Annotated in this window: 16 protein-coding genes and 1 tRNA gene; 13 read left to right on the forward strand and 4 right to left on the reverse strand. The window is 75.3% G+C overall.

The window, feature by feature from the left end; genetic code table 11:
* Nucleotides 1-89 precede the first annotated feature (89 nt).
* From AVL61_RS01505 to AVL61_RS01540, 8 genes are all read left to right on the forward strand, one after another.
* Nucleotides 90-2,153 (forward strand): acyltransferase family protein, encoded by a 2,064-nt coding sequence (locus tag AVL61_RS01505; RefSeq protein ID WP_058872570.1) that lies wholly within the window; start codon nucleotides 90-92, stop codon nucleotides 2,151-2,153.
* 202 nt (nucleotides 2,154-2,355) lie between these two features.
* The gene (locus AVL61_RS01510; RefSeq protein ID WP_058872571.1) at nucleotides 2,356-4,455 is read left to right on the forward strand and encodes an acyltransferase family protein; all 2,100 of its coding nucleotides are present in this window, start codon (nucleotides 2,356-2,358) and stop codon (nucleotides 4,453-4,455) included.
* 42 nt (nucleotides 4,456-4,497) lie between these two features.
* Complete coding sequence (gene guaB / locus AVL61_RS01515) at nucleotides 4,498-6,060, forward strand: IMP dehydrogenase (RefSeq protein WP_082696881.1); 1,563 nt, start codon at nucleotides 4,498-4,500, stop codon at nucleotides 6,058-6,060.
* A gap of 34 nt (nucleotides 6,061-6,094) precedes the next feature.
* Nucleotides 6,095-7,216: a GuaB3 family IMP dehydrogenase-related protein gene (locus tag AVL61_RS01520; RefSeq protein ID WP_058872572.1), complete on the forward strand. Its 1,122-nt coding sequence runs from the start codon at nucleotides 6,095-6,097 to the stop codon at nucleotides 7,214-7,216.
* Between the two features lie 98 nt (nucleotides 7,217-7,314).
* Nucleotides 7,315-8,331, forward strand: coding sequence for an SURF1 family cytochrome oxidase biogenesis protein (locus tag AVL61_RS01525; RefSeq protein ID WP_058872573.1), 1,017 nt, complete (start codon nucleotides 7,315-7,317; stop codon nucleotides 8,329-8,331).
* Nucleotides 8,324-8,920 (forward strand): DUF3817 domain-containing protein, encoded by a 597-nt coding sequence (locus AVL61_RS01530; RefSeq protein WP_058872574.1) that lies wholly within the window; start codon nucleotides 8,324-8,326, stop codon nucleotides 8,918-8,920. Before AVL61_RS01525 ends, AVL61_RS01530 begins: the two co-directional genes overlap by 8 nt.
* A gap of 23 nt (nucleotides 8,921-8,943) precedes the next feature.
* Nucleotides 8,944-10,551, forward strand: coding sequence for a glutamine-hydrolyzing GMP synthase (guaA, locus tag AVL61_RS01535; protein WP_058872575.1), 1,608 nt, complete (start codon nucleotides 8,944-8,946; stop codon nucleotides 10,549-10,551).
* A gap of 132 nt (nucleotides 10,552-10,683) precedes the next feature.
* A complete protein-coding gene (locus AVL61_RS01540) occupies nucleotides 10,684-14,478 on the forward strand; it encodes a hypothetical protein (protein WP_058872576.1) in 3,795 nt (1,264 codons plus the stop codon).
* 311 nt (nucleotides 14,479-14,789) lie between these two features.
* Here AVL61_RS01540 and AVL61_RS01550 read toward each other — a convergent pair whose 3' ends face one another.
* The 3 genes from AVL61_RS01550 to AVL61_RS01560 form a co-directional block, all read right to left on the reverse strand.
* Nucleotides 14,790-15,506 (reverse strand): SAF domain-containing protein, encoded by a 717-nt coding sequence (locus AVL61_RS01550; RefSeq protein WP_058872578.1) that lies wholly within the window; start codon nucleotides 15,504-15,506, stop codon nucleotides 14,790-14,792.
* A 129-nt stretch (nucleotides 15,507-15,635) separates the two neighbouring features.
* Nucleotides 15,636-15,971: an FmdB family zinc ribbon protein gene (locus AVL61_RS01555; RefSeq protein WP_058872579.1), complete on the reverse strand. Its 336-nt coding sequence runs from the start codon at nucleotides 15,969-15,971 to the stop codon at nucleotides 15,636-15,638.
* Nucleotides 15,972-16,034: 63 nt separating this feature from the next.
* Nucleotides 16,035-16,676 (reverse strand): 5-formyltetrahydrofolate cyclo-ligase, encoded by a 642-nt coding sequence (locus AVL61_RS01560; RefSeq protein ID WP_058872580.1) that lies wholly within the window; start codon nucleotides 16,674-16,676, stop codon nucleotides 16,035-16,037.
* Nucleotides 16,677-16,837: 161 nt separating this feature from the next.
* Between AVL61_RS01560 and galU the strand changes: the two genes are divergently transcribed.
* The 4 genes from galU to AVL61_RS01580 all read left to right on the forward strand — a co-directional run bounded on the left by galU (nucleotide 16,838) and on the right by AVL61_RS01580 (nucleotide 21,300).
* A complete protein-coding gene (gene galU / locus AVL61_RS01565) occupies nucleotides 16,838-17,752 on the forward strand; it encodes a UTP--glucose-1-phosphate uridylyltransferase GalU (protein ID WP_058872581.1) in 915 nt (304 codons plus the stop codon).
* Between the two features lie 14 nt (nucleotides 17,753-17,766).
* Nucleotides 17,767-18,399 (forward strand): GNAT family N-acetyltransferase, encoded by a 633-nt coding sequence (locus AVL61_RS01570; RefSeq protein WP_058872582.1) that lies wholly within the window; start codon nucleotides 17,767-17,769, stop codon nucleotides 18,397-18,399.
* A gap of 155 nt (nucleotides 18,400-18,554) precedes the next feature.
* Nucleotides 18,555-19,460, forward strand: a complete 906-nt coding sequence (locus AVL61_RS01575; RefSeq protein WP_231738234.1) for a hypothetical protein — start codon at nucleotides 18,555-18,557, stop codon at nucleotides 19,458-19,460.
* Nucleotides 19,461-19,629: 169 nt separating this feature from the next.
* A complete protein-coding gene (locus AVL61_RS01580) occupies nucleotides 19,630-21,300 on the forward strand; it encodes a CYTH and CHAD domain-containing protein (RefSeq protein ID WP_058872583.1) in 1,671 nt (556 codons plus the stop codon).
* An 83-nt stretch (nucleotides 21,301-21,383) separates the two neighbouring features.
* Here AVL61_RS01580 and AVL61_RS01585 read toward each other — a convergent pair.
* Nucleotides 21,384-21,456 (reverse strand) — tRNA-Ala (locus AVL61_RS01585).
* Between the two features lie 119 nt (nucleotides 21,457-21,575).
* On the opposite strand from AVL61_RS01585, the gene AVL61_RS01590 reads away from it, so the two are divergent.
* Nucleotides 21,576-22,478 (forward strand): LysR family transcriptional regulator substrate-binding protein, encoded by a 903-nt coding sequence (locus tag AVL61_RS01590; protein ID WP_058872584.1) that lies wholly within the window; start codon nucleotides 21,576-21,578, stop codon nucleotides 22,476-22,478.
* Nucleotides 22,479-22,488 lie beyond the last annotated feature (10 nt).

Raw genomic sequence — 22,488 nt, forward strand, 5'->3', positions numbered from 1 at the left:
CGGGGTCCGCACCGCGGCCTCCGGTAGAGTGCGGAGGTCCGCCCGACCACTGCCGCGCCCCGGCGGCACGGTGTTCCCAGGAGGAGCCCATGACGAGCCTTCGTGAGCAGGACGCGCCCGTCGGCACGGACACGGCCCGGCGGGTGGCCCGGTACGCGGGGTTCCGCCCGGAGGTGCAGGGGCTGCGGTTCGTCGCGGTGCTGCTCGTGGTCGTCTACCACGTGTTCCTCGACCGGGTCTCGGGCGGCGTGGACATCTTCCTGCTGATCTCGGCGTTCTTCCTGACCCTGTCCTTCGTGCGCAAGCTCGAGGCCGGCCGGCCCCTGGCGCTGGGACGGTACTGGCTGCACGTGTTCAAGCGGCTGCTGCCCCTCGCGGTGCTCACGATCCTCGGCACCCTGCTGCTGGCGTGGTGGTTCTTCCCGGAGGCGCGGATCGACCGCGTGCGCACGGAGGCGCTGGCCTCCGTGCTCTACGTGGAGAACTGGGCGCTGGCCCTGGCCGAGGTGGACTACTACGCGGTCGACGACTCCACGGCCTCGCCGTTCCAGCACTTCTGGTCCCTGTCGGTGCAGGGCCAGGTGTTCCTGCTGTGGCCGCTGGTGTTCGGGGCGGCGTGGCTGGTGTGCCGCCGCGGCCGGTGGCGGCCGGTGCCGGTGCTGGCGGTGGCCTTCGGGCTGATCTTCGCGGCCTCCCTGGCCTGGTCCGTGCACGCGACCGCCACGAACCAGGCCTTCGCCTACTTCGACACCCGGGCCCGGCTGTGGGAGTTCGCGCTGGGCTCGCTGCTGGCCCTGGCGGTGCCGTACCTGCACCCGCCGCGGGCCGTGCGGGTGGTGCTGGGCTGGGCGGGGATGGCCAGCATGGTCTCGGTCGGGATGCTCGTCGACGTGCAGGGCGCGTTCCCGGGGTGGATCGCGCTGTGGCCGCTGCTGTCCGCCGCGGCGGTGATCGTGGCCGGGCAGTCCGGCTCGCCCCTCGGCCTGGACCGGGTGCTGGCCTCGCGGCCGCTGGTGCGGCTGGGGGACGCCTCCTACGCGCTGTACCTGGTGCACTGGCCGCTGCTGATCACGTACCTGGTGCTGCGGGACCGGCCGGTGGCCGGTCCGCGCTCCGGGGCGGCGATCATCGTGGTCTCGCTGGTCCTGGCGGTGCTCGCCACGAAGCTGGTGGAGCGCCCCTTCCAGCGGTGGGCGTGGCCGGAGCGGGACAAGCGGCGGCTGGCGGTGTCGGTGGCGGTGAGCCTGGCGCTGGTCGTCGTGCCGGTGCTGGCCTGGCAGCAGGCCGACGCCCGCCGGGAGGAGCGGCTGGCGCAGGAGGCCGCCCGCAACAGTCCCGGGGCCGCGGTGCTGGAGCCGGGCTTCGAGTTCCGCGGGGACCCGGACGCCCCCACCCTGCCGCTGGCCTCCGCCCTGGGCGACGAGTGGGTGGGACTGCCGGAGCCCTGCTCCGGGGAGTTCGCCCCCGAGCAGGAGGTCCTCGAGCAGTACTGCCGCCAGACCCCGGCCCTGTCCGACCCCTCGCGCACCGTCGCGGTGGTCGGCAACTCCCACATGGAGCAGTTCATGGGCGCGCTGATCCCCGTGGCGGAGGAGCACGGCTGGCAGCTCGTCGCCGTGCTGCAGCCGGGCTGCGCCTTCGCGGTGCGCCCGGAGGGGGACGCCTGCCACGCGGGCAACGACGCGGCGATCGAGTACGTGGAGCGGCTCGCGCCGGACGCGGTCATGACGACCTCGACCTACGCGGCCCGCATGGACGGTTCCGCCGAGGCCCTGGTCGGCGGGTTCCCCGAGCTGGTCGAGCGGCTGACGGGCCAGGGCATCGACGTCGTCGGCTTCCGGGACAACCCCCGGTTCGACTTCAACCCCTACGAGTGCGCCCAGCGCCACGGCCAGGACGCCGACCGCTGCCGCGTGCCCGTCGAGCAGGTGCTGGCCCCCGTCAACCCGGCCGACGCCCTCGCGGACCGAGCCGGGTTCACCTCCCTCGACCTCACCGACCTCATCTGCCCGGAGGGGCTGTGCCGTCCCGTGGTGGGCAACGCGTACGTCTTCTTCGACCCGCATCACCTCACGTGGACCTACGCCCGGACGATGGCGCCGGCCGTGGAGGCGCGGCTGCCCGGCCCGCTGCTCGCCGCGACGTCCCCCTGAGCGCGGCCCGCGCCCCGCGCCCGACCCCGGGGACAGCACCCCGGCGTGCGTGCACCGGCCCGGCACCGGCCGTGCGATAGGGTCACGACGGGCGCCCCCCGCCTGCCCCCCTGCTCTTCCCCCCCCCGCTCGTCCTCCCCCGTTCCCCCCCTCCCCGGTGCCGCCCGCGGCCGCGCCGGGGCCGCCCCCTGGAGGTGCCCCCGTGGCCACCGTGCACGCCACCGCCCCGCAGCCGTCCACCGGGACCGCCGAGAGCCCGGACGCGGCGCGGCGCGGCGCCGGCCGGTACTCGGGGTTCCGCCCCGAGGTGCAGGGCCTGCGCGCGGTCGCGGTGCTGCTCGTGGTCGTCTACCACGTGTTCCTCGGCCGGGTCTCCGGGGGCGTGGACGTCTTCCTGCTGATCTCGGCGTTCTTCCTGACCCTGTCCTTCGTGCGCAAGCTCGAGGCCGGCCGGCCCCTGGCGCTGGGACGGTACTGGCTGCACGTGTTCAAGCGGCTGCTGCCCCTGGCGGTGCTCACCATCCTGGCCACCCTGGTCCTCGTGGAGCTGTTCTACCCGGCCTACGACGCCGGGCGGTGGCGGGACGAGGCGCTCGCCTCGGTGTTCTACGCGGAGAACTGGGCGCTGGCGCTGAGCGCGGTGGACTACTACGCGGCCGACCACTCGACGGCCTCCCCGTTCCAGCACTTCTGGTCCCTGTCGGTGCAGGGCCAGGTGTTCCTGCTGTGGCCGCTGGTCTTCGCCGCGGCGTGGCTGGTCTCCCGGCGGAGCCGGTGGCGGCCGGTGCCGGTGCTGGCGGTGGCCTTCGGGCTGATCCTCGCGGCCTCCCTGGCCTGGTCCGTGCACGCCACCGCCACGCAGCAGGAGTTCGCCTACTTCGACACCCGCACCCGGCTGTGGGAGTTCGCCCTCGGCTCGCTGCTGGCGCTGGCCGTGCCCCACCTGCGGCCCGGGCGCCGGCTGCGCGTGGTGCTCGGCTGGGCCGGGATGGTGAGCATGGTCTCGGTGGGCGTGCTGGTCGACGTGCAGGGCGCGTTCCCCGGGTGGATCGCGCTGTGGCCGCTGCTCTCCGCGGCGGCGGTGATCGTGGCCGGGCAGTCCGGATCGCGCTTCGGCCTGGACCGGCTCCTCGCCTCCCGCCCCCTGGTGCGGCTCGGCGACTCCGCCTACGCGCTGTACCTGATCCACTGGCCGGTGCTGATCACCTACCTCGTGCTCCGGGACCGGCCCATGGCCGGGCCCCGGTCGGGGGTGGCGATCGTGCTGGTCTGCCTGGTGCTGGCGGTGCTGGCCACCCGGCTGGTCGAGGACCCGCTCAAGCGCTGGTCCTGGCCCGAGCGGAGCCGGCTGCGGCTGGCCGCCGTGATCGTGGTGTGCCTCGCCGCGGTCGCGGTGCCCGTGACCGCGGACCGCGTGGCCGAGGACCGGCGGGCCCTCGAGATCGCCGCGTCCGCCGACCGCAACAACCCCGGGGCGGCCGCCCTGCTGCCCGGCTTCCGCCACCAGGGCGACCCGGCCGCCGCGACCATCCCCGTGATCACCGGGGAGCCGTACGCGAAGCCGGGGCTCGGCGAGCCCTGTCCGCCCGCCGCGGGGGTCGGCGAACGCTTCCGGCGGTGGTGCTTCGACACCGTCCCGAACCCCGACCCCTCCGCCACGATGCTGGTGATCGGCAACAGCCACGTGCACCAGTGGATCCCGGCCGTCGAGCACCTGGCACAGCGCAACGACTGGCGCGTGGTCACCTACATCCGCGGCAACTGCCTGTACGGGCTGCCCGAGGAGCAGGTCGCCGACCACGAGCCGTGCGCCCGCTGGCTCGAGGGCACCGACCCCGTGGTGGAGGCCGTGGACCCGGACCTGGTGCTCGTCCAGGGCACCCGCAGCACGGACGAGAACGAGGAGCAGTTCACCCCCGGGATGGAGCAGCGCATCCGCGGGCTGGCGCAGCGCGGCATCCAGGTCGTCGCGCTGCGGGACAACCCCCGGTTCGACTTCGTCCCCGCGCGCTGCGCCGCGGAGCACGGGGCCGACGCCCCCGAGTGCACCGCCTCCCACACGATCCTGGGCCCGGACAGCCCGCTGGCCCCGGTGGCCGAGCTGCCGCGGGTCTCCCTGGTCGACCTCGGGGACCTCATCTGCCCGGACGGCACCTGCACCCCCGTCGTCGGCAACGTCTTCACCTACTGGGACAACAACCACCTCACCGTCGAGTACGTGCGGACGCTGGCCCCCATGTTCGCGGAGCGGGTCGAGGCGGCGCTGCACGCGGACCGGGCCGGGTTCCCCGCCGGGCCGTGAGCACGGCCACAGCCGTCCGCCGGCCGGGACCCGGCCCGTAGAATGGTCGCGACTCCCTCGAAGCTGAAAGGCCCCACCGTGTCGGATACCGCCGTCCCCACCGCCCTGTCCGAGGACCCCTTCGGGTTCACCGGCCTGACCTACGACGACGTCCTGCTGCTGCCCGGCAACACCGACGTCATCCCGTCCGAGGCGTCCACGCGCACCCGCCTGTCCCGGCGCATCGACCTGGAGGTGCCGCTGCTGTCCGCCGCCATGGACACCGTCACCGAGTCCTCGATGGCGATCGCCATGGCCCGCCAGGGCGGCATCGGCGTGATCCACCGCAACCTCTCGATCCAGGACCAGGCCGAGCACGTGGACCGGGTGAAGCGCAGCGAGTCGGGGATGATCACCGACCCCGTGACCATCTCCCCGGAGGCGACCCTCGAGGACCTGGACCGGCTGTGCGGCTACTACCGGGTCTCCGGCCTGCCCGTCGTGGACGCCGAGCAGAAGCTGCTGGGCATCATCACCAACCGCGACACCCGGTACCTGCCGGAGAGCGAGTTCCCGCGGCGCCGGGTGCACGAGGTCATGACGCCCATGCCGCTGATCACCGGCAAGGTCGGGATGGCGAAGGACGACGCGCACCAGCTGCTGGCGTCCAACAAGATCGAGAAGCTGCCGCTCGTCGACGACGCGGGCCGGCTCACGGGCCTGATCACGATCAAGGACTTCACCAAGGCGGAGCAGTACCCCCACGCCACCAAGGACGACGAGGGCCGGCTGCGCGTCGGCGCCGCCGTCGGCTTCTTCGGCGACGGCTTCGAGCGGGCCATGACCCTGGTCGAGGCCGGTGTGGACGCCCTGTTCATCGACACCGCCAACGGGCACTCCCAGGGCGTGCTGGACATGATCGCCCGGCTCAAGGCGGAGACCGCCGCCGCGCACGTGGACGTCATCGGCGGGCAGGCGGCCACCCGCCACGGCGCCCAGGCCATCGTCGACGCCGGGGCGGACGCCGTGAAGGTGGGCGTGGGCCCCGGCTCGATCTGCACCACCCGCATCATCGCCGGTGTGGGCGTCCCCCAGGTCACCGCCGTCAACGAGGCGGCGAAGGCGGCGATCCCGGCGGGCGTGCCCCTGATCGCCGACGGCGGTCTGCAGTACTCCGGCGACATCGGCAAGGCCCTCGTGGCCGGGGCGGACTCCGTGATGGTCGGGTCCCTGCTCGCGGGGTGCGACGAGTCCCCGGGCGAGCTGATCTTCGTCAACGGCAAGCAGTTCAAGACCTACCGGGGAATGGGCTCGCTGGGGGCCATGCAGTCCCGCGGCAAGAACACCTCCTACTCCAAGGACCGCTACTTCCAGGCCGACGTCGCCAGCGACGAGAAGCTCATCCCCGAGGGCATCGAGGGCCAGGTCCCGTACCGCGGCCCGCTCTCGGCCGTGGTCCACCAGCTCGACGGCGGCCTGCGCCAGACCATGTTCTACGTGGGCGCCCACAGCATCGAGGAGCTCAAGCACCAGGGCCGGTTCGTGCGCATCACCCCGGCCGGGCTCAAGGAGTCCCACCCGCACGACATCACGATGACCGTCGAGGCACCCAACTACCAGCGCTGAGCGAGCGTCCGCTGCACCGTTCGGAAAGGACACCATGAGCTACGACATCGAGATCGGCCGCTCCAAACGCGCCCGCCGCACCTTCTCCCTGGACGAGATCGCCCTCGTCCCGTCGCGCCGCACGCGCGACCCCCGGGACGTGTCCACGGACTGGCAGATCGACGCCTACCGGTTCTCCATCCCGTTCCTGGGCGCCCCGATGGACTCGGCGACGTCCCCGGAGACGGCCATCGCCCTCGGCCGGGCCGGGGGACTGGGGGTGCTGGACCTCGAGGGGCTGTGGACCCGCTACGAGGACCCGCAGCCGGTGCTCGACGAGATCGCGGAGCTCTCCGGGGAGGACGCCCCGGCGTCCACGCGCCGGATGCAGGAGCTCTACGAGGCCCCCGTGCAGCCGGAGCTGATCACGGCCCGGCTCGCGCAGATCCGGGAGTCGGGGGTCATCGTCGCGGGGTCCCTGACGCCGCAGCGCACGGTGGAGCACTACCGCACCGTCCTGGACGCCGGCGTGGACGTCTTCGTGATCCGCGGCACCACGGTGTCTGCGGAGCACGTCTCCCGCAACCAGGAGCCGCTGGACCTCAAGAAGTTCATCTACGACCTCGACGTCCCGGTCATCGTGGGCGGCGCCGCCGGCTACACGCCCGCGCTGCACCTCATGCGCACGGGCGCGGCCGGCGTGCTCGTGGGCTTCGGCGGCGGCGCGTCCATGCGCATCCAGAACACCCTGGGCATCCACGCGGCCATGGCCACGGCGATCTCCGACGTCGCGGCGGCCCGCCGCGACTACCTCGACGAGTCCGGCGGGCGCTACGTCCACGTCATCGCCGACGGCGGGGTGGGGGTCTCCGGGGACATCGTCAAGGCGCTCGCCATGGGCGCGGACGCCGTGATGCTCGGCACCGCGCTGGCCCGCACCGAGGAGGCGCCCGGCCAGGGCTGGCACTGGGGCGCGGAGGCCCACCACGGGCAGCTGCCGCGCGGGCTGCGCACCCGCGTGGGCACCGTGGGGCCCCTGCAGGAGGTCCTCTTCGGGCCGTCCCGCCACGTGGACGGCACCTCCAACCTCGTGGGCGCCCTGCGCCGCTCGATGGCCACCACCGGGTACCTGGAGCTCAAGGAGTTCCAGCGCGCCGAGGTCGTCATCCGCGGCTGACCCGCGCCCCGCCGGCGGGCCCGTGCCCCGTCCCGCCGGCGGGGCACGGGCCCGCGCGCAACTGGCGAACGCCCAGGAACGCGCACTAGCCTTGACGGGTGCTCACGACCGTCCTGCGCCCCCGTTCGATCCTCGCCCTGATCGTGAGCCTCGGGCTGGCCGTGGGGTTCGTGCTGCTGAGCCAGTGGCAGCTGGAGTCCAGCGAGCAGTCCCGCACGGTCGCGGACCCCGCCAAGGACGTGGCCGTCCCGCTCGCCGAGGCCGCCGAGGCCGGCGCCCCCGTCACCGCCGCGCAGGCCGACCAGCTCGTCACCGTCACCGGCGAGTACCGGGACGGGTCCACCGTCCTGGTCCCGGGGCGCCTGCAGGACGGCGCGGAGGGCTGGTGGGCGGTCAGCGCCCTCACCGTCCCGGGCAGCGAGGACCTGTGGCCGGACGCCGGCGGCGAGCTGACCCTCGCGGTGGCCCGCGGCTGGAGCGCCGACCCCGCCGCGGTGCCGGAGGAGCCGGAGGGCGCCGTCGACGTCGTCGGCCGGTACCTGCCCGCGGAGGGCCCGGTGCCCGGCGACGAGCTGCCCGAGGGGCAGGTGCGCACGGTGTCCCCGGCCCAGCTGAGCAACCTCTGGGACGTCCCGCTGTGGTCCGGGTACGTGGCCGCCTTCGCCGAGACCCCCGCCACCGCGCCGCCGCCGCTCACCGCGGACGGGACCCTCGCCCCGGACGCCGCCCTGCTGAGCCCGGAGCTGTCCCGGCTCGACATCGACCAGCAGCCCACGGACGAGTCCGTGAACCTGCTCAACGTCTTCTACGCGGTCGAGTGGGTGGTCTTCGCCGGGTTCGCCCTCTACATCTGGTGGCGGTTCGTGCGCGACGAGTGGCAGCGCGAGCAGCACCCGGAGGAGTACTTCTACTTCGAGGGCGGGGCCTCCCGCGGCGGCCGCCCCGGCGACCACCACGAGAGCGGCTACTACTACGACGAGGCCAGCGGACGCTACTACTACTACGACCCCGAGGCGGGGGAGTACTACTGGTTCGACGACCAGCCCGGCGACCGGGCGCGCGAGCCCAGGACCCACGACAGGACCCAGGACAGGACCGGAGCCCACCATGACTGAACCCACGCAGCCGACCCCCTCGCCGGCACCCGTGCCGAAGGAGCGCACCGACGGGGTGCGCGTCCCCCTGCCCCCGGACGCCCGCCCCTCGGAGGCGGCGTCCCCGGGCCGGGTCCCGCGCCGGGCGGCCGCCCTGCAGCCGCGCCGCCGCTTCGGGGGCACCGAGGCCCAGATCCGCGGCGCCCTGAGCTTCTACATGGTCTGCGCCTGGATCTCCGGGACCTTCCTGCTGCTGCTCGTGGCCGAGATGATCACCCGCTACGGACTGGGCTACGACCTGATCGCGGGCGGCACCGACCGGGCCACGGGACAGACCGTGGCCCTCGGCTGGCAGGACCTCGAGCTCGAGAACCTCGCGGGCGGGGTCAACATCTCCACGTGGATCCTCATCGTCCACGGCTGGTTCTACGTGGTCTACCTCATCTCCTGCTTCCGGATCTGGACGCTCATGCGCTGGCCCTTCCCGCAGCTCGTGGTCATGGCGCTGGGCGGCGTGGTGCCGTTCCTCTCCTTCGTGGTGGAGCGCAAGATCCACGCCTCCACCACCGCGGAGCTGCGCGCCCACCCGAAGGCCGCGAAGCGGTACTGAGCCGGTCCCGCGCCTGGCCTAGGATGGAGGGCGTGACCGAAACAGCTGAGACCCGCACCGATCTGGAGCAGCGCCCGGTCCTGGTGGTCGACTACGGCGCGCAGTACGCGCAGCTGATCGCCCGCCGGGTCCGCGAGGCCAGTGTCTATTCCGAGATCGTCCCCCACACCTGGTCGACCGAGCAGATCCTCGCCAAGAACCCCGCGGCGATCATCCTCTCGGGCGGCCCCTCCTCCGTCTACGCCGAGGACGCGCCGCAGCAGGACGCGGCGCTCTTCGAGGCCGGGGTGCCCGTCCTGGGCATCTGCTACGGCTTCCAGGCCATGGCGCAGGCCCTCGGGGGGACCGTCGCCCACACCGGCGCCCGGGAGTACGGGGCGACCACCGCCACCGCCGTGGGCGGGCCCACCGCCTCCATCCTGGAGGGCTCGCCGGGCACCCAGACCGTGTGGATGAGCCACGGCGACTCGGTCGTCGAGGCCCCCGCCGGCTTCGAGGTCCTCGCCTCCACGGAGACCACCCCCGTGGCCGCCTTCGCCGACGACGCCCGCCGGCTCTACGGCGTGCAGTGGCACCCGGAGGTCAAGCACTCCGTGCACGGGCAGCAGGTGCTCGAGCACTTCCTGTTCGACGGCGCGCAGGTCGAGCCCACCTGGTCGACCGGCAACATCATCGAGGAGCACGTCCAGCGGATCCGGGAGCAGGTCGGCACCGCGTCCGTGATCTGCGGGCTCTCCGGCGGCGTGGACTCCGCCGTGGCCGCCGCCCTGGTCCAGCGGGCCGTGGGCGACCAGCTCACGTGCGTGTTCGTGGACCACGGGCTGCTGCGCGAGGGCGAGGCCGAGCAGGTCGAGAAGGACTTCGTCGCGGCGACCGGCGTCAACCTCCACGTCGCCGAGGAGAAGGAGCGCTTCCTCACCGCGCTCGCCGGCGTCACCGACCCCGAGCAGAAGCGCAAGGTCATCGGCCGGGAGTTCATCCGCTCCTTCGAGGCCGCCGCCGAGGAGGTCGCCCGGAACGCCGCCCAGGACGGCGAGCCCGTGCGCTTCCTCGTCCAGGGCACCCTCTACCCCGACGTCGTGGAGTCCGGCGGCGGGGAGGGCGCCGCCAACATCAAGAGCCACCACAACGTGGGCGGGCTGCCCGAGGACCTGCAGTTCGAGCTGGTCGAGCCGCTGCGCACGCTGTTCAAGGACGAGGTCCGCGCCGTGGGCCGCGAGCTGGGCCTGCCCCACGAGATCGTCGGCCGCCAGCCGTTCCCCGGCCCCGGGCTCGGCATCCGCATCATCGGGGAGGTCAGCGAGACGAACCTCGCGATCCTGCGCCGGGCGGACGCGATCGCCCGCGAGGAGCTGACCCGCGCCGGGCTCGACGACGAGGTGTGGCAGATGCCGGTCGTGCTCCTGGCGGACGTGCGCTCGGTGGGCGTGCAGGGCGACGGCCGCACGTACGGGCACCCGATCGTGCTGCGCCCCGTCTCGAGCGAGGACGCGATGACCGCCGACTGGTCCCGCCTGCCCTACGACCTGCTGGCCCGTGTCTCCAACCGCATCACCAACGAGGTCGAAGAGGTCAACCGGGTGGTCCTGGACGTCACGTCCAAGCCCCCCGGAACCATCGAGTGGGAGTAGGCCCGGGGGCGGGCCCGAGGCCCGCCCCGCACGGGCGCAGCACGAGCAGCCGGGGTCGAGCGGTCCGCACGGACCGCTCGACCCGTCCGTGAGCGGTGCCCGGCCCGCGGGCCGTGGCGCAGGAGGAGAACCATGTCGATCGGAGCCGACCGCACCCCCCAGGAGTCGGACCCCTCCGGGGCGCAGCCCCCGCGCGTCTCGCTGCAGCCCTGGACCCGCCAGATGGACGCCTACACCGGCCCGGACACGCTGCTGGACTTCAACCAGGTCGACAACGTGTGCATCGACCTCACCGAGGCGAACTCCTCGGGGCAGGCGCAGCTGCTCATGGGCCGCCCCACCCGCCTGTCCACGATCGTGCACGAGCCAGAGGCGTACGGGCACGCCGTGCGCGCCGCCCGGGCCCTGCGCACCAAGACCCACGAGCTGTCGGTCAACCACGGGCTGGACGCCGCGTACCTCGCCGCCGGCACCGCGTCCTGGCTCGCCCGGCCCCGGGGCTCCGACCCGACCGGCGCCGGCCAGCGCCGCTGGATCGCCCCGGTCCTGCTCGCCCCTCTCGCCCTGAAGCCGCGCCCGGACCTCGACGACTTCGAGCTCCAGCTCGTCGGCCCCGCCCGGCTCAACCCCGCCATGGTCCGCCGGCTGGCCGCGGAGCACGGCGTGGACCTGACCTCCGGGGAGCTCGCCCGGCTCGCCTACGGCACCCGGCGGCTCGACCCGGCCCCCGCCCTCGAGACGCTGCGCACCCTCGCCGGGACGGTGCCCGGGATGCACGTCCAGCACAAGCTGCTCGTCTCCACGTTCGCGGACCTGCACGACCGTCCCGCCGACCTCTCCGTCGTGGCCCGCACCGCCGTCGTGCGGGACCTCGCCCGGCTCAAGGACTCCGCGGTCGGACGGGTCCCCCAGGTCGAGGAGATCGTCGACGAGGCGCCCCCGCTCGACGAGCGCGACCCCGCCGACGAGCTGCTGCTGCTCGACGCCGACGGCCCCCAGCAGGAGGTCCTCGACCTCGCCGCGCAGGGGCACTCGTTCGTGGTGACCGCCGCCCCGGGCACCGGCCAGCTGGACACCGCGGTCAACACGGTGGGCACCCTCGTGGCCGCCGGCCGGACCGTGCTGGTCCTGGGGGAGCGGCGCACCACGCTCGCCGCCTTCGGGCGGCGGATGGACGGCCTGGGCCTGGGCACCGCCGTCCTGCCGCTGTCCTCCCAGCTCAGCGACGCCGACGTGGCCCAGCAGCTCATCCGGGCGGTCGCCCGCAACGAGCGCGCCGAGCGCCCGGAGCTCACCGAGCTGCACGAGACGCTGCGCACCAGCCGCGACCAGCTCGCCGAGCACGTGCGGTCCCTGCACACGGTCCGGCCGCGGTGGTCCGTCTCCCCGTACCGGGCCGTGCAGGCGCTCGCCGAGCTGACCTCCCGCCGCCCGGCGCCCGCCACGTCCGTGCGCTTCCCGCGCTCGGTGCTCGACGCCGTCGGCGACCGGGGCGACGTGGTCGCCCGGCTCGAGCGCGCCGCCGAGCTCGGGGCCTTCGACGCCGGGACCCTGGCGGGGCCCTGGACCGGGGCGCGGCTGGTCAACGAGGACGAGGCCCGCCAGGCGCACCGGCTCGCCCAGTCCCTGCTGCTGGAGCTGACCACCCTCGAGACCGGGATGCGGCACGTGCTGGCCACGAGCGGGCTGCGCGGCGGCACGACCGTCCCCGAATGGGGCCGGCAGCTGCGGCTGCTGCAGGAGGTCCAGGACTCCCTGACCCGCTTCACCCCCGACATCTACGACCGCCCCGTGACCGACCTGGTCGCCGCGACCGCGGGGTCCGGCTGGCGGCGCGAGCACGGGATCGAGATGACCGGGCTGCAGCGCTCGCGGCTGCGCAAGGCCGCGAAGGAGTACATCCGGCACGGGGTGCACCTCACGGACCTGCACAGCGCGCTGCTGCGCGTGCAGTCGGAGCGGGAGCGGTGGCGCGAGTGGGCCACGTCGTCGAAGCACCCGGTCGTCTCCGAGCGGGTCGAGGAGCTCGCGGCGGTGCAGGCCCGCTTCGTGGAGGACCTCGAGGGACTGGCCATCGCCCTCGAGGGCTCGCCCACCGGCGACGACCTCCTCGGGCAGCCCATCGACCGGCTGCGGGAGACCCTGGACCGGCTCATCAACGACGAGGAGAACCTCGCCGTGCTGCCCGAGCGCACCGTCCTGCTCGACGAGCTGCGCGGCCAGGGCCTCGGCGAGCTCGTGGACGACCTGGTCCGGCGGACCGTGCCCCGGGCGGAGGTCCCCGGGGAGTTCGACCTCGCCTGGTGGCAGTCCACGCTCGAGGCCATGATCACCGGTGACGACTTCCTGGCCATGCCGGAGGGCCACGCCCTGCGCCGGGCGGAGTCCGTGTTCCGCCGCGCCGACGCCGCCCACGTGGCCTCCGGCGCCGGCCGCCTCCTGTGGGAGCTCGCCGACCGCTGGCAGCGCACCGTCCGGCGCTCCCCGCGGGCCGCGGCCGCCCTGCGCCGGATGCTCCGCGCCGGCGCCGCGCCGCTCGAGGAGGTCGCCGCCTCCGCGGGCGAGCTGATCGGCTCCCTGATGCCCGTCTGGACGGCCAGCCCGCTGGTGCTCTCCGCGGCGCTGCCCGAGGACCACGAGTTCGACGCCGTGGTGGTGCTCGACGCCGAGAGCTCCCCGCTCGCGGCGGTGCTGCCGGCCCTGACCCGGTGCCGGCAGGTCATCGCGTTCGGGGACCCGCACCTGGGCCGCCCGCAGCCGTTCACGGTGGCGCCCACCGCGGTCCCCGCACCGGGCACCCAGCCGGTGGTCGAGGTGGACAGCGCCTTCGACGCCCTGTCCCGGGTGGTGCCGGAGCGGGCGCTGCGGACCGTGTACCGGTCGATGGACGAGCAGGTCTTCCGCCACCTCAACGAGCAGTTCTACGGCGGGCGCCTGAGCAGGATCCCGCACGGCGAGTCCGTGACCGGGGCCACCCCCGTCCTCGACGTCGAGTACGTCCCGGACGGGGTGGGCGCCCTGACCGCCGGGATCGAGGGCATCCAGGCGCCCGCCGCCGAGGTGCGGCGCGTCGTGGAGCTCGTCTTCGAGCACGCGGCCCGGCACCCCCGCCGCTCCCTGGCCGTGGTGACCGCGAGCGCGGTGCACGCCGCGCGGATCGCCCAGGCCGTCCGGCAGCGGATGCGCGAGGAGCCCGGTGCCGCGGACTTCTTCGCCCCGGGGCCCGAGTCCTTCCGCGTGGTGGACCTGCACCGGGCGGCCGGGATCGTGCGGGACACCGTCATCTTCTCGCTGGGCTTCGGCAAGACCGCCAACGGCCGCACCGTGCCGTACCTCGGGGCGCTGTCCGAGCGGCACGGCCGCCAGCACTTCGTGCTCGGGATGACCCGGGCCCGCCACACCACCCGCATCGTGACCTCGCTGCACCCGGGCGAGGTGGAGGGCAAGGGCCTCCAGCACGGGGCGCGCGACTTCGCCCGGGTGCTCGCCGCGCACCTCGGCGGCCCGCCCCCGGGGGAGGAGGGCGCGCGGGACACCCACGACGACGCCCTGGTGGTCGACCTGGCCCGCCGCCTCACCGAGCGCGGGGCCTCCGTGCGGCTGGACTACGCGGGGGTCCTCGACCTGGTCGCGTGGGCCGGCACGGAGTCGATGTCCGCGGGCGCCGCGCTGCCGGGCCGCGCCCGCGCCGAGGACCGGCCGCTGCGGATCCCCGTGGCCGGGCAGTCCGACGGCTCGGCGGAGAACGCCGCCCTGTCCGTGCGGGAGCGGTCCCGGCTGCGGCCCCAGCAGCTCGAGCGCAGCGGCTGGAACTACCTCACGCTGTGGACCATCGAGGTCTTCACCGACCCGGACACCGTCGCCGAGCTGATCCGGCGCTATCTCGGCCTGCCCGCCGGCGACCGTCGGGGCTCCCGTGCCGGCTGAGCCGGACCCGCCGCGCGGCGGCACCGTCGGGCCGGGGGAGCCGGACGCCCCGCGCGGCGGGACCGCCGGGCCGGGGGAGCCGGACGCCCCGCGCGGCGGGACCGCCGGGCCGGGGGAGCCGGATCCGCCGCCGCGGCAGGACGGGTCCGCGGCGCCGCGCCCGCGCCGGCGCGGGCCGCGGCGGGCCACCGGGGGCACGTTCACCGGTGCGGAGCCGCGCCTGCCCGGCCTCGAGGTCCCGCCGCGCGGGGCGCCCGGGACCGACGGGGAGCCCGCGGGGGCGGCCGGGGAACGGGCCCACGAGGAGTGGCTCAGGGCGCAGCGGCCTCCGCACTGGGGCTGACCGGCGCCGGGACGAGGACCACGGTGGTGCGCCCGGTGCCGCCGGCGCCGGCCAGCTGCGCGGCGTCCTCGTGCGGCGCCCCCACCACCAGCAGCCCCTCCTCCTCGGGCGCCGCGGGCCCGGCCAGCAGACCGCCGTCCCCGCCGGCGCCCCCGGCGGCGACCCACAGCACGGGCAGACCCCGGCCCAGGACGTGGCGGTCGCCCGGTGCGGCGCCGTCGGGCAGGTGCACGACGTCCACGTGGTCGCCCGCGCGCACGTGCCGCAGCACCCCGGGATCGTCGATGCGCAGGGTCACCGCCGTGACCCCCCGGGCCTGCCCGGTCAGCAGTCCCGGGCCCACGAGCGCGGTCTCCGTCAGCGGCTGCCCCGGGCCCGCGGCGCCCGCGAGGACGCGCCCGGAAAGCTCCGCGGGGTCGGCGACGGCGCCCTCCGGGGCCAGCCCGCGCGGATAGGCGGCCACCGTGAGCCGCTCCGGGGAGAGCACCGAGCCCGCCGGCAGCGCCCCGGCGGCGGTGACCACCGGCACGGTCCTGGCCTGGGGCGGGCCGAGCCGCAGCACCGCCAGGCCCACGGCGAGGCCGAGGAGCAGCGCGGCCACCAGCCGGCGGCGCCGGGACACGACCGAGCGCAGGTGCAGGGACAGCGGATAGCGGCGTCTGAGGGTCCGTCGGCGTCGGCTCATGCGCCGCACCCTACGGCGCGGACGCGCCGGAACCGGTCGTGCGGAGGCCGCCCGGGGGAGGGCGGGGGGGCCTCGCAGGGCAGGCGCGCTCCGTGCAGTCCGGACGCCGGGACGGCGTCCGGGAACGCCTCAGTCGGCGGATCCGCCCGTCGACGCGGCGGCGGACGCGGTGGCGGGCGAGGACGCGCCCGCGCCCGCCGTGGCCGCCGCGGGCGCGGTCTCCGCGGAGGAGCCGGACGCGGAGGAACCGGACGCGGCGGGCGTCGAGGCGCCGGAGTCCGCGCCGCCGGAGCGCGAGTCGTTGCGGTAGAAGCCGGAGCCCTTGAACACCACGCCCACCGTGTTGAACTTCTTGCGCAGGCCTCCGGCGCACTCCGGGCAGACGGTCAGGGCGTCCTCGCTGAACGACTGGCGGATGTCGAACGCGTGGCCGCAGTCCTTGCAGGCGTAGGCGTAGACGGGCATGGGTCCTCCTGGAAAGGGTCGACGAGCGCGCTCCCTGGCACTCGAAGGGGGCGACTGCTGATTCTACCGTGTTCCCCGGCCCGGACCGGCGGGCCCGTCCAGGGGCGTGGGCCCGTTCTCCGTGAGGGCCAGCGGCACGGGGGCGTCGAACTCCTCGACGGGCAGGACCCCGTCGGGGAGGACCTCGTCGGCGAAGACGCACACGGCGGTGCGCAGCTCCGGGTGGGCCGTGCGGGGCAGCGTGGCCAGGAAGCGGTCGTAGTAGCCGCCGCCGAAGCCCAGCCGGGCGCCGCCGGGCGCCACGGCCAGGGCGGGCACGAGCAGCAGACCCACGGAGTGCATGACCTCGGCGCCGTGGCGGGCGCCGACGGGCTCCCGCAGACCGCCGGTGCCGCCGGAGCGCTCGGGGGTGCCCGGCGACCAGCGCGCCCACGAGAGCCTGCGCCCGGGCTCGCACACGGGGACCCAGATCCGGTGGCCGCGGTGGTGGGCGGTGACCAGGGCGGGCTCGAGGGGCGGCTCGGTGGGCAGGGGCAGGTACGCGGCGACGTCGAGGTGCGGCCGGTCGGCGAGCAGCTCCGCCAGGTGCCGGTCGAAGCCGACGGCGGCGTGCTCCCGGGCGGCCCGCGGGCGCCGCGAACGAGCGGCCCGCAGCTCGCGGCGCAGCCGGGCCTTCACCTCGGCGGGGCCCCCGGGATGGGTCATCGTCGTGTCCGCTCCTGTCCGGTGCTCGGGCCGGGGAGGCGCCCGGGACGCGCCGGCCCTCCCGGGCCGGTGGTGCGAGGCTAGCCGGGGCCGCCGCGGCGGGCAACCGTGCCGTGCCGGGAATCCGCTGGCCCGCCCGCCCGATCCGTTAGCCTGAGCCCATGAGTGGAAACAGCAACCCCCGGACGGTCCGGAAGGCCGTCATCCCCGCCGCCGGGCTCGGCACCCGGTTCCTGCCCGCGACGAAGGCCATGCCCAAGGAGATGCTGCCGGTCGTGGACCGCCCGGCCATCCAGTACGTGGTCCAGGAGGCGGTCGACGCCGGTCTCCAGGACGTCCTGATGATCACCGGCCGCTCGAAGCGGGCGCTGGAGGACCACTTCGACCGCGTGCCGGCCCTGGAGCACCAGCTCGAGGAGTCCGGCAAGACGGAGCTGCTCCGCGAGGTCGAGCACGCCTCCGAGCTCGGCGAGATCCACTACCTGCGCCAGGCGGACCCCAAGGGACTGGGGCACGCGGTGCTGCGCGCCAAGATCCACATCGGCGACGAGCCCTTCGCCGTGCTGCTGGGCGACGACCTCATCGACGCCAGGGACTCCCTGCTCACCGAGATGATCGCCGTCCAGGAGCGCACCGGCGGCTCCGTGGTCGCGCTCATGGAGGTCCCGCAGGAGCAGATCAGCTCCTACGGCTGTGCCGACGTCACCGCGGTCGAGGGCGAGGACTTCGTGCGGATCAACGGGCTCGTCGAGAAGCCCTCCCCGGCGGAGGCGCCCTCCAACCTGGCCATCATCGGCCGCTACGTCCTGCACCCCGACGTCTTCGAGGTGCTCGAGAACACCGCCCCCGGGCGCGGCAACGAGATCCAGCTCACCGACGCGCTGCAGACCCTCGCCGGCCGCGAGGGCCAGGGTGGCGGGGTCTACGGCGTGGTCTTCAAGGGCCGCCGCTACGACACCGGTGACAAGCTCAGCTACCTCAAGGCCAACATCATCCTGGCCTCGGAGCGGGAGGACCTCGGGCCCGAGCTGTGCGAGTGGCTCCGGGAGTACGCCCGGTCCCTGCCGGTCGGCTGAGAGGCCGCGCTCCCGTGGCCGGGCAGCTCCGCTGGCCCGTCACCGTCTCCTGGGGAGAGCTCAGGCTGCGCCCGCTGGTCCGGGGGGACCGCCGGGAGTGGGACGCCGTGCGGGCCCGCAACCGGGACTGGCTCGATCCGTGGGAGGCCACGAACCCCGCCCCCGGGGGGAAGCCGCCCACGTTCGGGCAGTTCGTGCGGTCCCTGGACCAGCAGGCGCGGCAGGGCACGGCGCTGCCCTTCCTGATCACGGAGCGGGTTCCCGGGACGGAGGGGTTCGGCCTGGTCGGCCAGCTGACGGTCTCCGGGATCTCGTGGGGGTCGTTCCTGTCCGCGTCCCTGGGCTACTGGGTGGACCGGGACCAGGCGGGCCGCGGCGTGGCCCCCATGGCCGTGGCCATGGCCACCGACTACTGCTTCCAGGGCCTCGGGCTGCACCGGATGGAGATCAACATCCGGCCGGAGAACACCAAGTCCCTGCGGGTGGTGGAGAAGCTCGGGTTCCGGGACGAGGGGCTGCGCAAGGACTTCCTGCACATCGACGGCCGCTGGACGGACCACCGCAGCTTCGCGCTCACCGCGCCCGAGGCGCCCGAGGGACTCGTCCGCCGGTTCACGGGGTCCGACCGGCCCGCCGTGTGGCAGTGACCGGACCGGCCGCGTCCACAGGGATACCCACAGGCGCGCCCGTGCGGTAGTAGGCTGTCCCTCACGGCCCGAGCCCGGGCCCCGGACACGCCGGCGCAGCGCGCCGGCGGCTCACGTCCGCTCGATCCAGCGACCACGAAGGCAGGACCGCGACCATGATCTGGGTGAGCAGCTCGGCCGTGCTGGCCGTCGTCTGCGCGCTCTCGCTGTTCTGGGTCGTGCCCCGGCTGCAGCGCCGCCGGGAGGACGCCGAGGAGGCGCAGCCCGGCGCCGATCCCGCCCCGGACCACCTCCCCGCGCCCATCGCGCAGCCCGCACCCGCGTCCCGCCGACGAAGGAACATCATGGCGACCACCGACACCGACCCCCGTCCCGCCGACGGCGGCCCCGGCCGCTCCGGCACCGGTGCCCTGCGCATCCGGCGGGACCGCGCCGGGATCCTGCTCGTCGGATGCGCCGCCCTCCTGGGCGGGCTCCTCACCGCCGTCGTCGCACCGTTCTCCGCCGCGGTCAGCTGGCCGTGGCCGGTGTTCCTGCTGCTGCTCGCCGTCGGCTCCGTCCTGGCCCTGCGCTACCTGGCCGTCCAGGACCGGGCCGCCCGCCGCGCCGCGCGCCCGGCGGTCCGGACCCCGGAGGAGCAGGAGGAGCCGCACGCGCCGCGCGAGGACGTCGCCCTGTTCGACAACGAGCACGCCGTGGCGGAGGAGGTCCGCGAGCAGTCGCGCCGGGCCGCCGAGGACCTCGACCTGCCCGCCGCCGAGGAGCAGCCCCGCACGCCCGCCCCGCCGGCCTTCACGGTCGAGGAGCTGCGCGCCGAGGCCCTGCGGGTGGCCCGCGAGTCCGCCCCGGCGGCCCCGGGCCGGACCTGGGAGCCCGTCCCCGTGCCGCGGCCGACGTACGCCGAGGCCCCCGTGGTCCAGCGGCCGGAACCGGAGCCCCTGCCGGTCCCGGAGCAGCCCACCTCCCGCTCCACGAGCCTGAAGGACGCCGTGCGCGCGGGCGAGGAGCAGGGACGCGCCGCCCTCGACCTCGACGACGTCCTCAAGCGCCGCCGCGCCTGACCGCACGCGCCGCGCAGCCCGGTGCGCCGGGCCGCCCGAACCGCCGCACGCTCCCTCCGGGACCGTGCGGCGGTTCGCGCTTCCGGGGGTGGCGCGCCGTCCCGGTATCATCGCCGCAACGGCCGGCCGCCGGGCCCGGCGGCCGGTGGCCCCGACGAGGAGGACACCCATGACCGCCGTCGCCCACCGCGAGGTCGAGCGCAAGTACGAGTTCCCGGAGGGCGCCGAGGCCCGTGTGGACTGGAGCGGACTGGAGGGGTGGACGGTCTCGGCGGACCCCGTGGAGCACCGCATGGAGGCCGTCTACCACGACACCCAGGACATGGCCCTCGGCCGGCGGCTGGTCGCGCTGCGCCGGCGCCGGGGCGGGGCCGACGACGGATGGCACGTGAAGTTCTCCGGCCCGGGCGGGCGCCACGAGTTCCAGGTGCCGCTGCTGCGCACGCCGGACCGGATGCCGGCGTCCGTGCGGAACCTGCTCGCGGGGCTGACCGGCGGTCAGGAGCTGCGCCCGGTCGCGACGCTCCGCACGGTCCGGCAGGTGCGCACGATCAGCGACAGCACGGGGGCGGAGGTCGCCGAGCTCGCCGCGGACGTCGTCGAGGCCGTCGACGAGCGCACCGGCACGGAGCGGTCCTGGTCGGAGTGGGAGGTCGAGCTCCTCGACGGCACGGTCCCCGAGGAGCGCCAGGAGCAGATCTTCGCCGCGGTCGAGGCCGTGGTCCGCGCGGCCGGCGGGACGCCGTCCACCTCCCGGGCGAAGATCGCGCGCGCCCTCGGCGAGGAGGACGGCGGCACCCCGGTGCCGCCCGAGCAGGAGCAGCAGGCGGAGAGCACGGGGACGAAGAGGAAGCGGAAGAAGGACACGAAGGGCAAGGGCCAGGGCCAGAAGGGCAAGGGCAAGGGCCGGGGCAAGAAGGCGGGCAAGGAGCCCGGGCCGGACGTGCTGCGGGCCGTGCTCGGGGAACTCGCGGAGCAGCTCGTGCTCTGGGACCTGCAGGTCCGCCTCGACGTGCCGGACGCGGTGCACCAGATGCGCGTGACGTCGCGCTCCCTGCGCAGCGTCCTCAAGGCCGCCGCGCCGCTGCTCGAGGGGGACGCGGCGGAGGAGCTCGACGCCGGGCTGCGCCGGCTCGCCCGTGCCCTGTCCGAGGCGCGGGACGCGGAGGTCACCGCGGAGCTGATGACCGGGCGCGTGGCCGAGCTCGACGGCCGGGTGGGGCCGGCCGAGGCGGAAGCCCTGCAGCGGCGGGCGGAGGAGCAGGCACGGACGGCGGCCGGGAAGGTGCGGCGGCACGTGACGGGCCGGGAGCACCTGCAGCTCCTCGCGGACGTCCAGGACGTCGCGGCGGCTCCGCCCGTGACCGGGGAGTGCACCCGGCTCTCGGCGCGCGAGGTCTCCGACGTGCTGGTGCACCGGGCGCTGCGGAAGGTGGTGCGCGTCGCCGAGCGCGTCGCCGAGGCCGAGCAGGCCGGCGGGACGGAGCAGGCCGGCGGGCCGCAGCGGCTGGAGCACCTGCACGACGTTCGCAAGGCGGTCAAGCGCGTGCGCTACGTCGACGCCGTCCTGGACCGGACCGGGATGCGGCCCGGCAAGCAGCTTCGGCGCGCGGCCCGGGACGCCGAGGACTACCAGGACGAGCTGGGCCGGATCATGGACGCCGCGGTGCTGGAGCGATGGCTCGCCGACACGGCGGGCGCGCTCCGGCGCACGGGGGAGGACCGCTACGCCGTGGGGGCGCTGCACGGCGCGGAGGTCGTACGGCTGCGCGCCGGGACGGACGGCGGCGTGGACGTGGTGGGGGTGCTCCTGTCCCAGCTGCGCGAGGACCTCGGCTGAGGAGGCCCCCGGGGACACGGGGGAGGAGGCCCGGCAACGACGAAGCGGGACATCCCGGTGGGATGTCCCGCTTCCTCGATCCGTGGAGCTAAGGGGAATCGAACCCCTGACCTTTTCATTGCGAACGAAACGCTCTACCAACTGAGCTATAGCCCCGGAGCAACCGTTCCATCCTATACATCCCGCGCCGGTTTCGCATCCCGGGCGGCCGGCGCGTCCCGGACGACGTCCGCCGGTGGCCGGGAGCGGGCCGGGCAGTGGGTAGATTGGCCGCCATGGACGACACGCCCGGACCCCAGGACCCCGCAGCCGAGCCGGCCGCCCCGCCGGCCGGGGGGACGGCCGACCTGGTGGTCGCCTTCGTCCCCGGCGTGATGCCCGGCAAGTGGTTCTTCCGGTGGCGGGACCGCAATCCGGTCCGGGTGCTGGCCGAGCGCCCGCTGGAGGCGGACGGGTGGCAGGACGAGCTGGCCGCGGGGCGCGCCCACGCGTGCTTCGTGCGGCTGCCCGCGCACCCGCGGACCGGGGTCGACGACCTCACCGCGCTGCGCGAGCGGTACCGGGCGGTGGAGCTGTACGCGGAGCAGCAGGTCGTGGTGCTGCCCCGGGACCACGAGCTGACCCTGCTCGACGAGGTGCCGGTCGCCGAGCTCGTGCACGAGGTGCTGCTGCAGGACTCCGCGACCCTGCCCGAGCGGCACCGGCTGCGCTCCCCGGAGGCGGTCGCCGCCGACGCGCCGCCCCCGGTGCGCCACGCCCGGGACGCCGTCGAGCTCGTCGCCGCCGGGCTCGGCCTGGTGGTCGTGCCCATGTCCCTCGCGCGGCTGCACCACCGCAAGGACCTCGTGCACCGGGTGGTGCCCGATGCCGCCGCGGTCCCCGTGGCGCTCGTGTGGCCGCAGGACCTGCCGGCGGAGCAGGAGGAGCTCGTGCAGGACTTCGTGGGCGTGGTCCGCGGGCGGGGGCTCAACAGCTCCCGCGGCGGGGCCGCTGCCACGTCCCGGTCCGCCGAGGACCGGCCCCCGTCCGGCGGGAAGCAGCCGCGGGCGTCGTCGTCGCGCCGTGGGGGGCAGCCCCCGCAGGGGGCGCGGCGGGCGGGCGGCCCCCGGGGAGGCGCCCGCGGTGGTCGCGGCGGGCCCCAGGGCGGCCGCCGGACCGGCGGCCGCGGCCGGCGCTGAGCGCGGACGG

It is taken from the genome of Kocuria rosea subsp. polaris (genome assembly GCF_001483755.1).
Classification (GTDB): Bacteria; Actinomycetota; Actinomycetes; order Actinomycetales; family Micrococcaceae; genus Kocuria; species Kocuria cellulosilytica.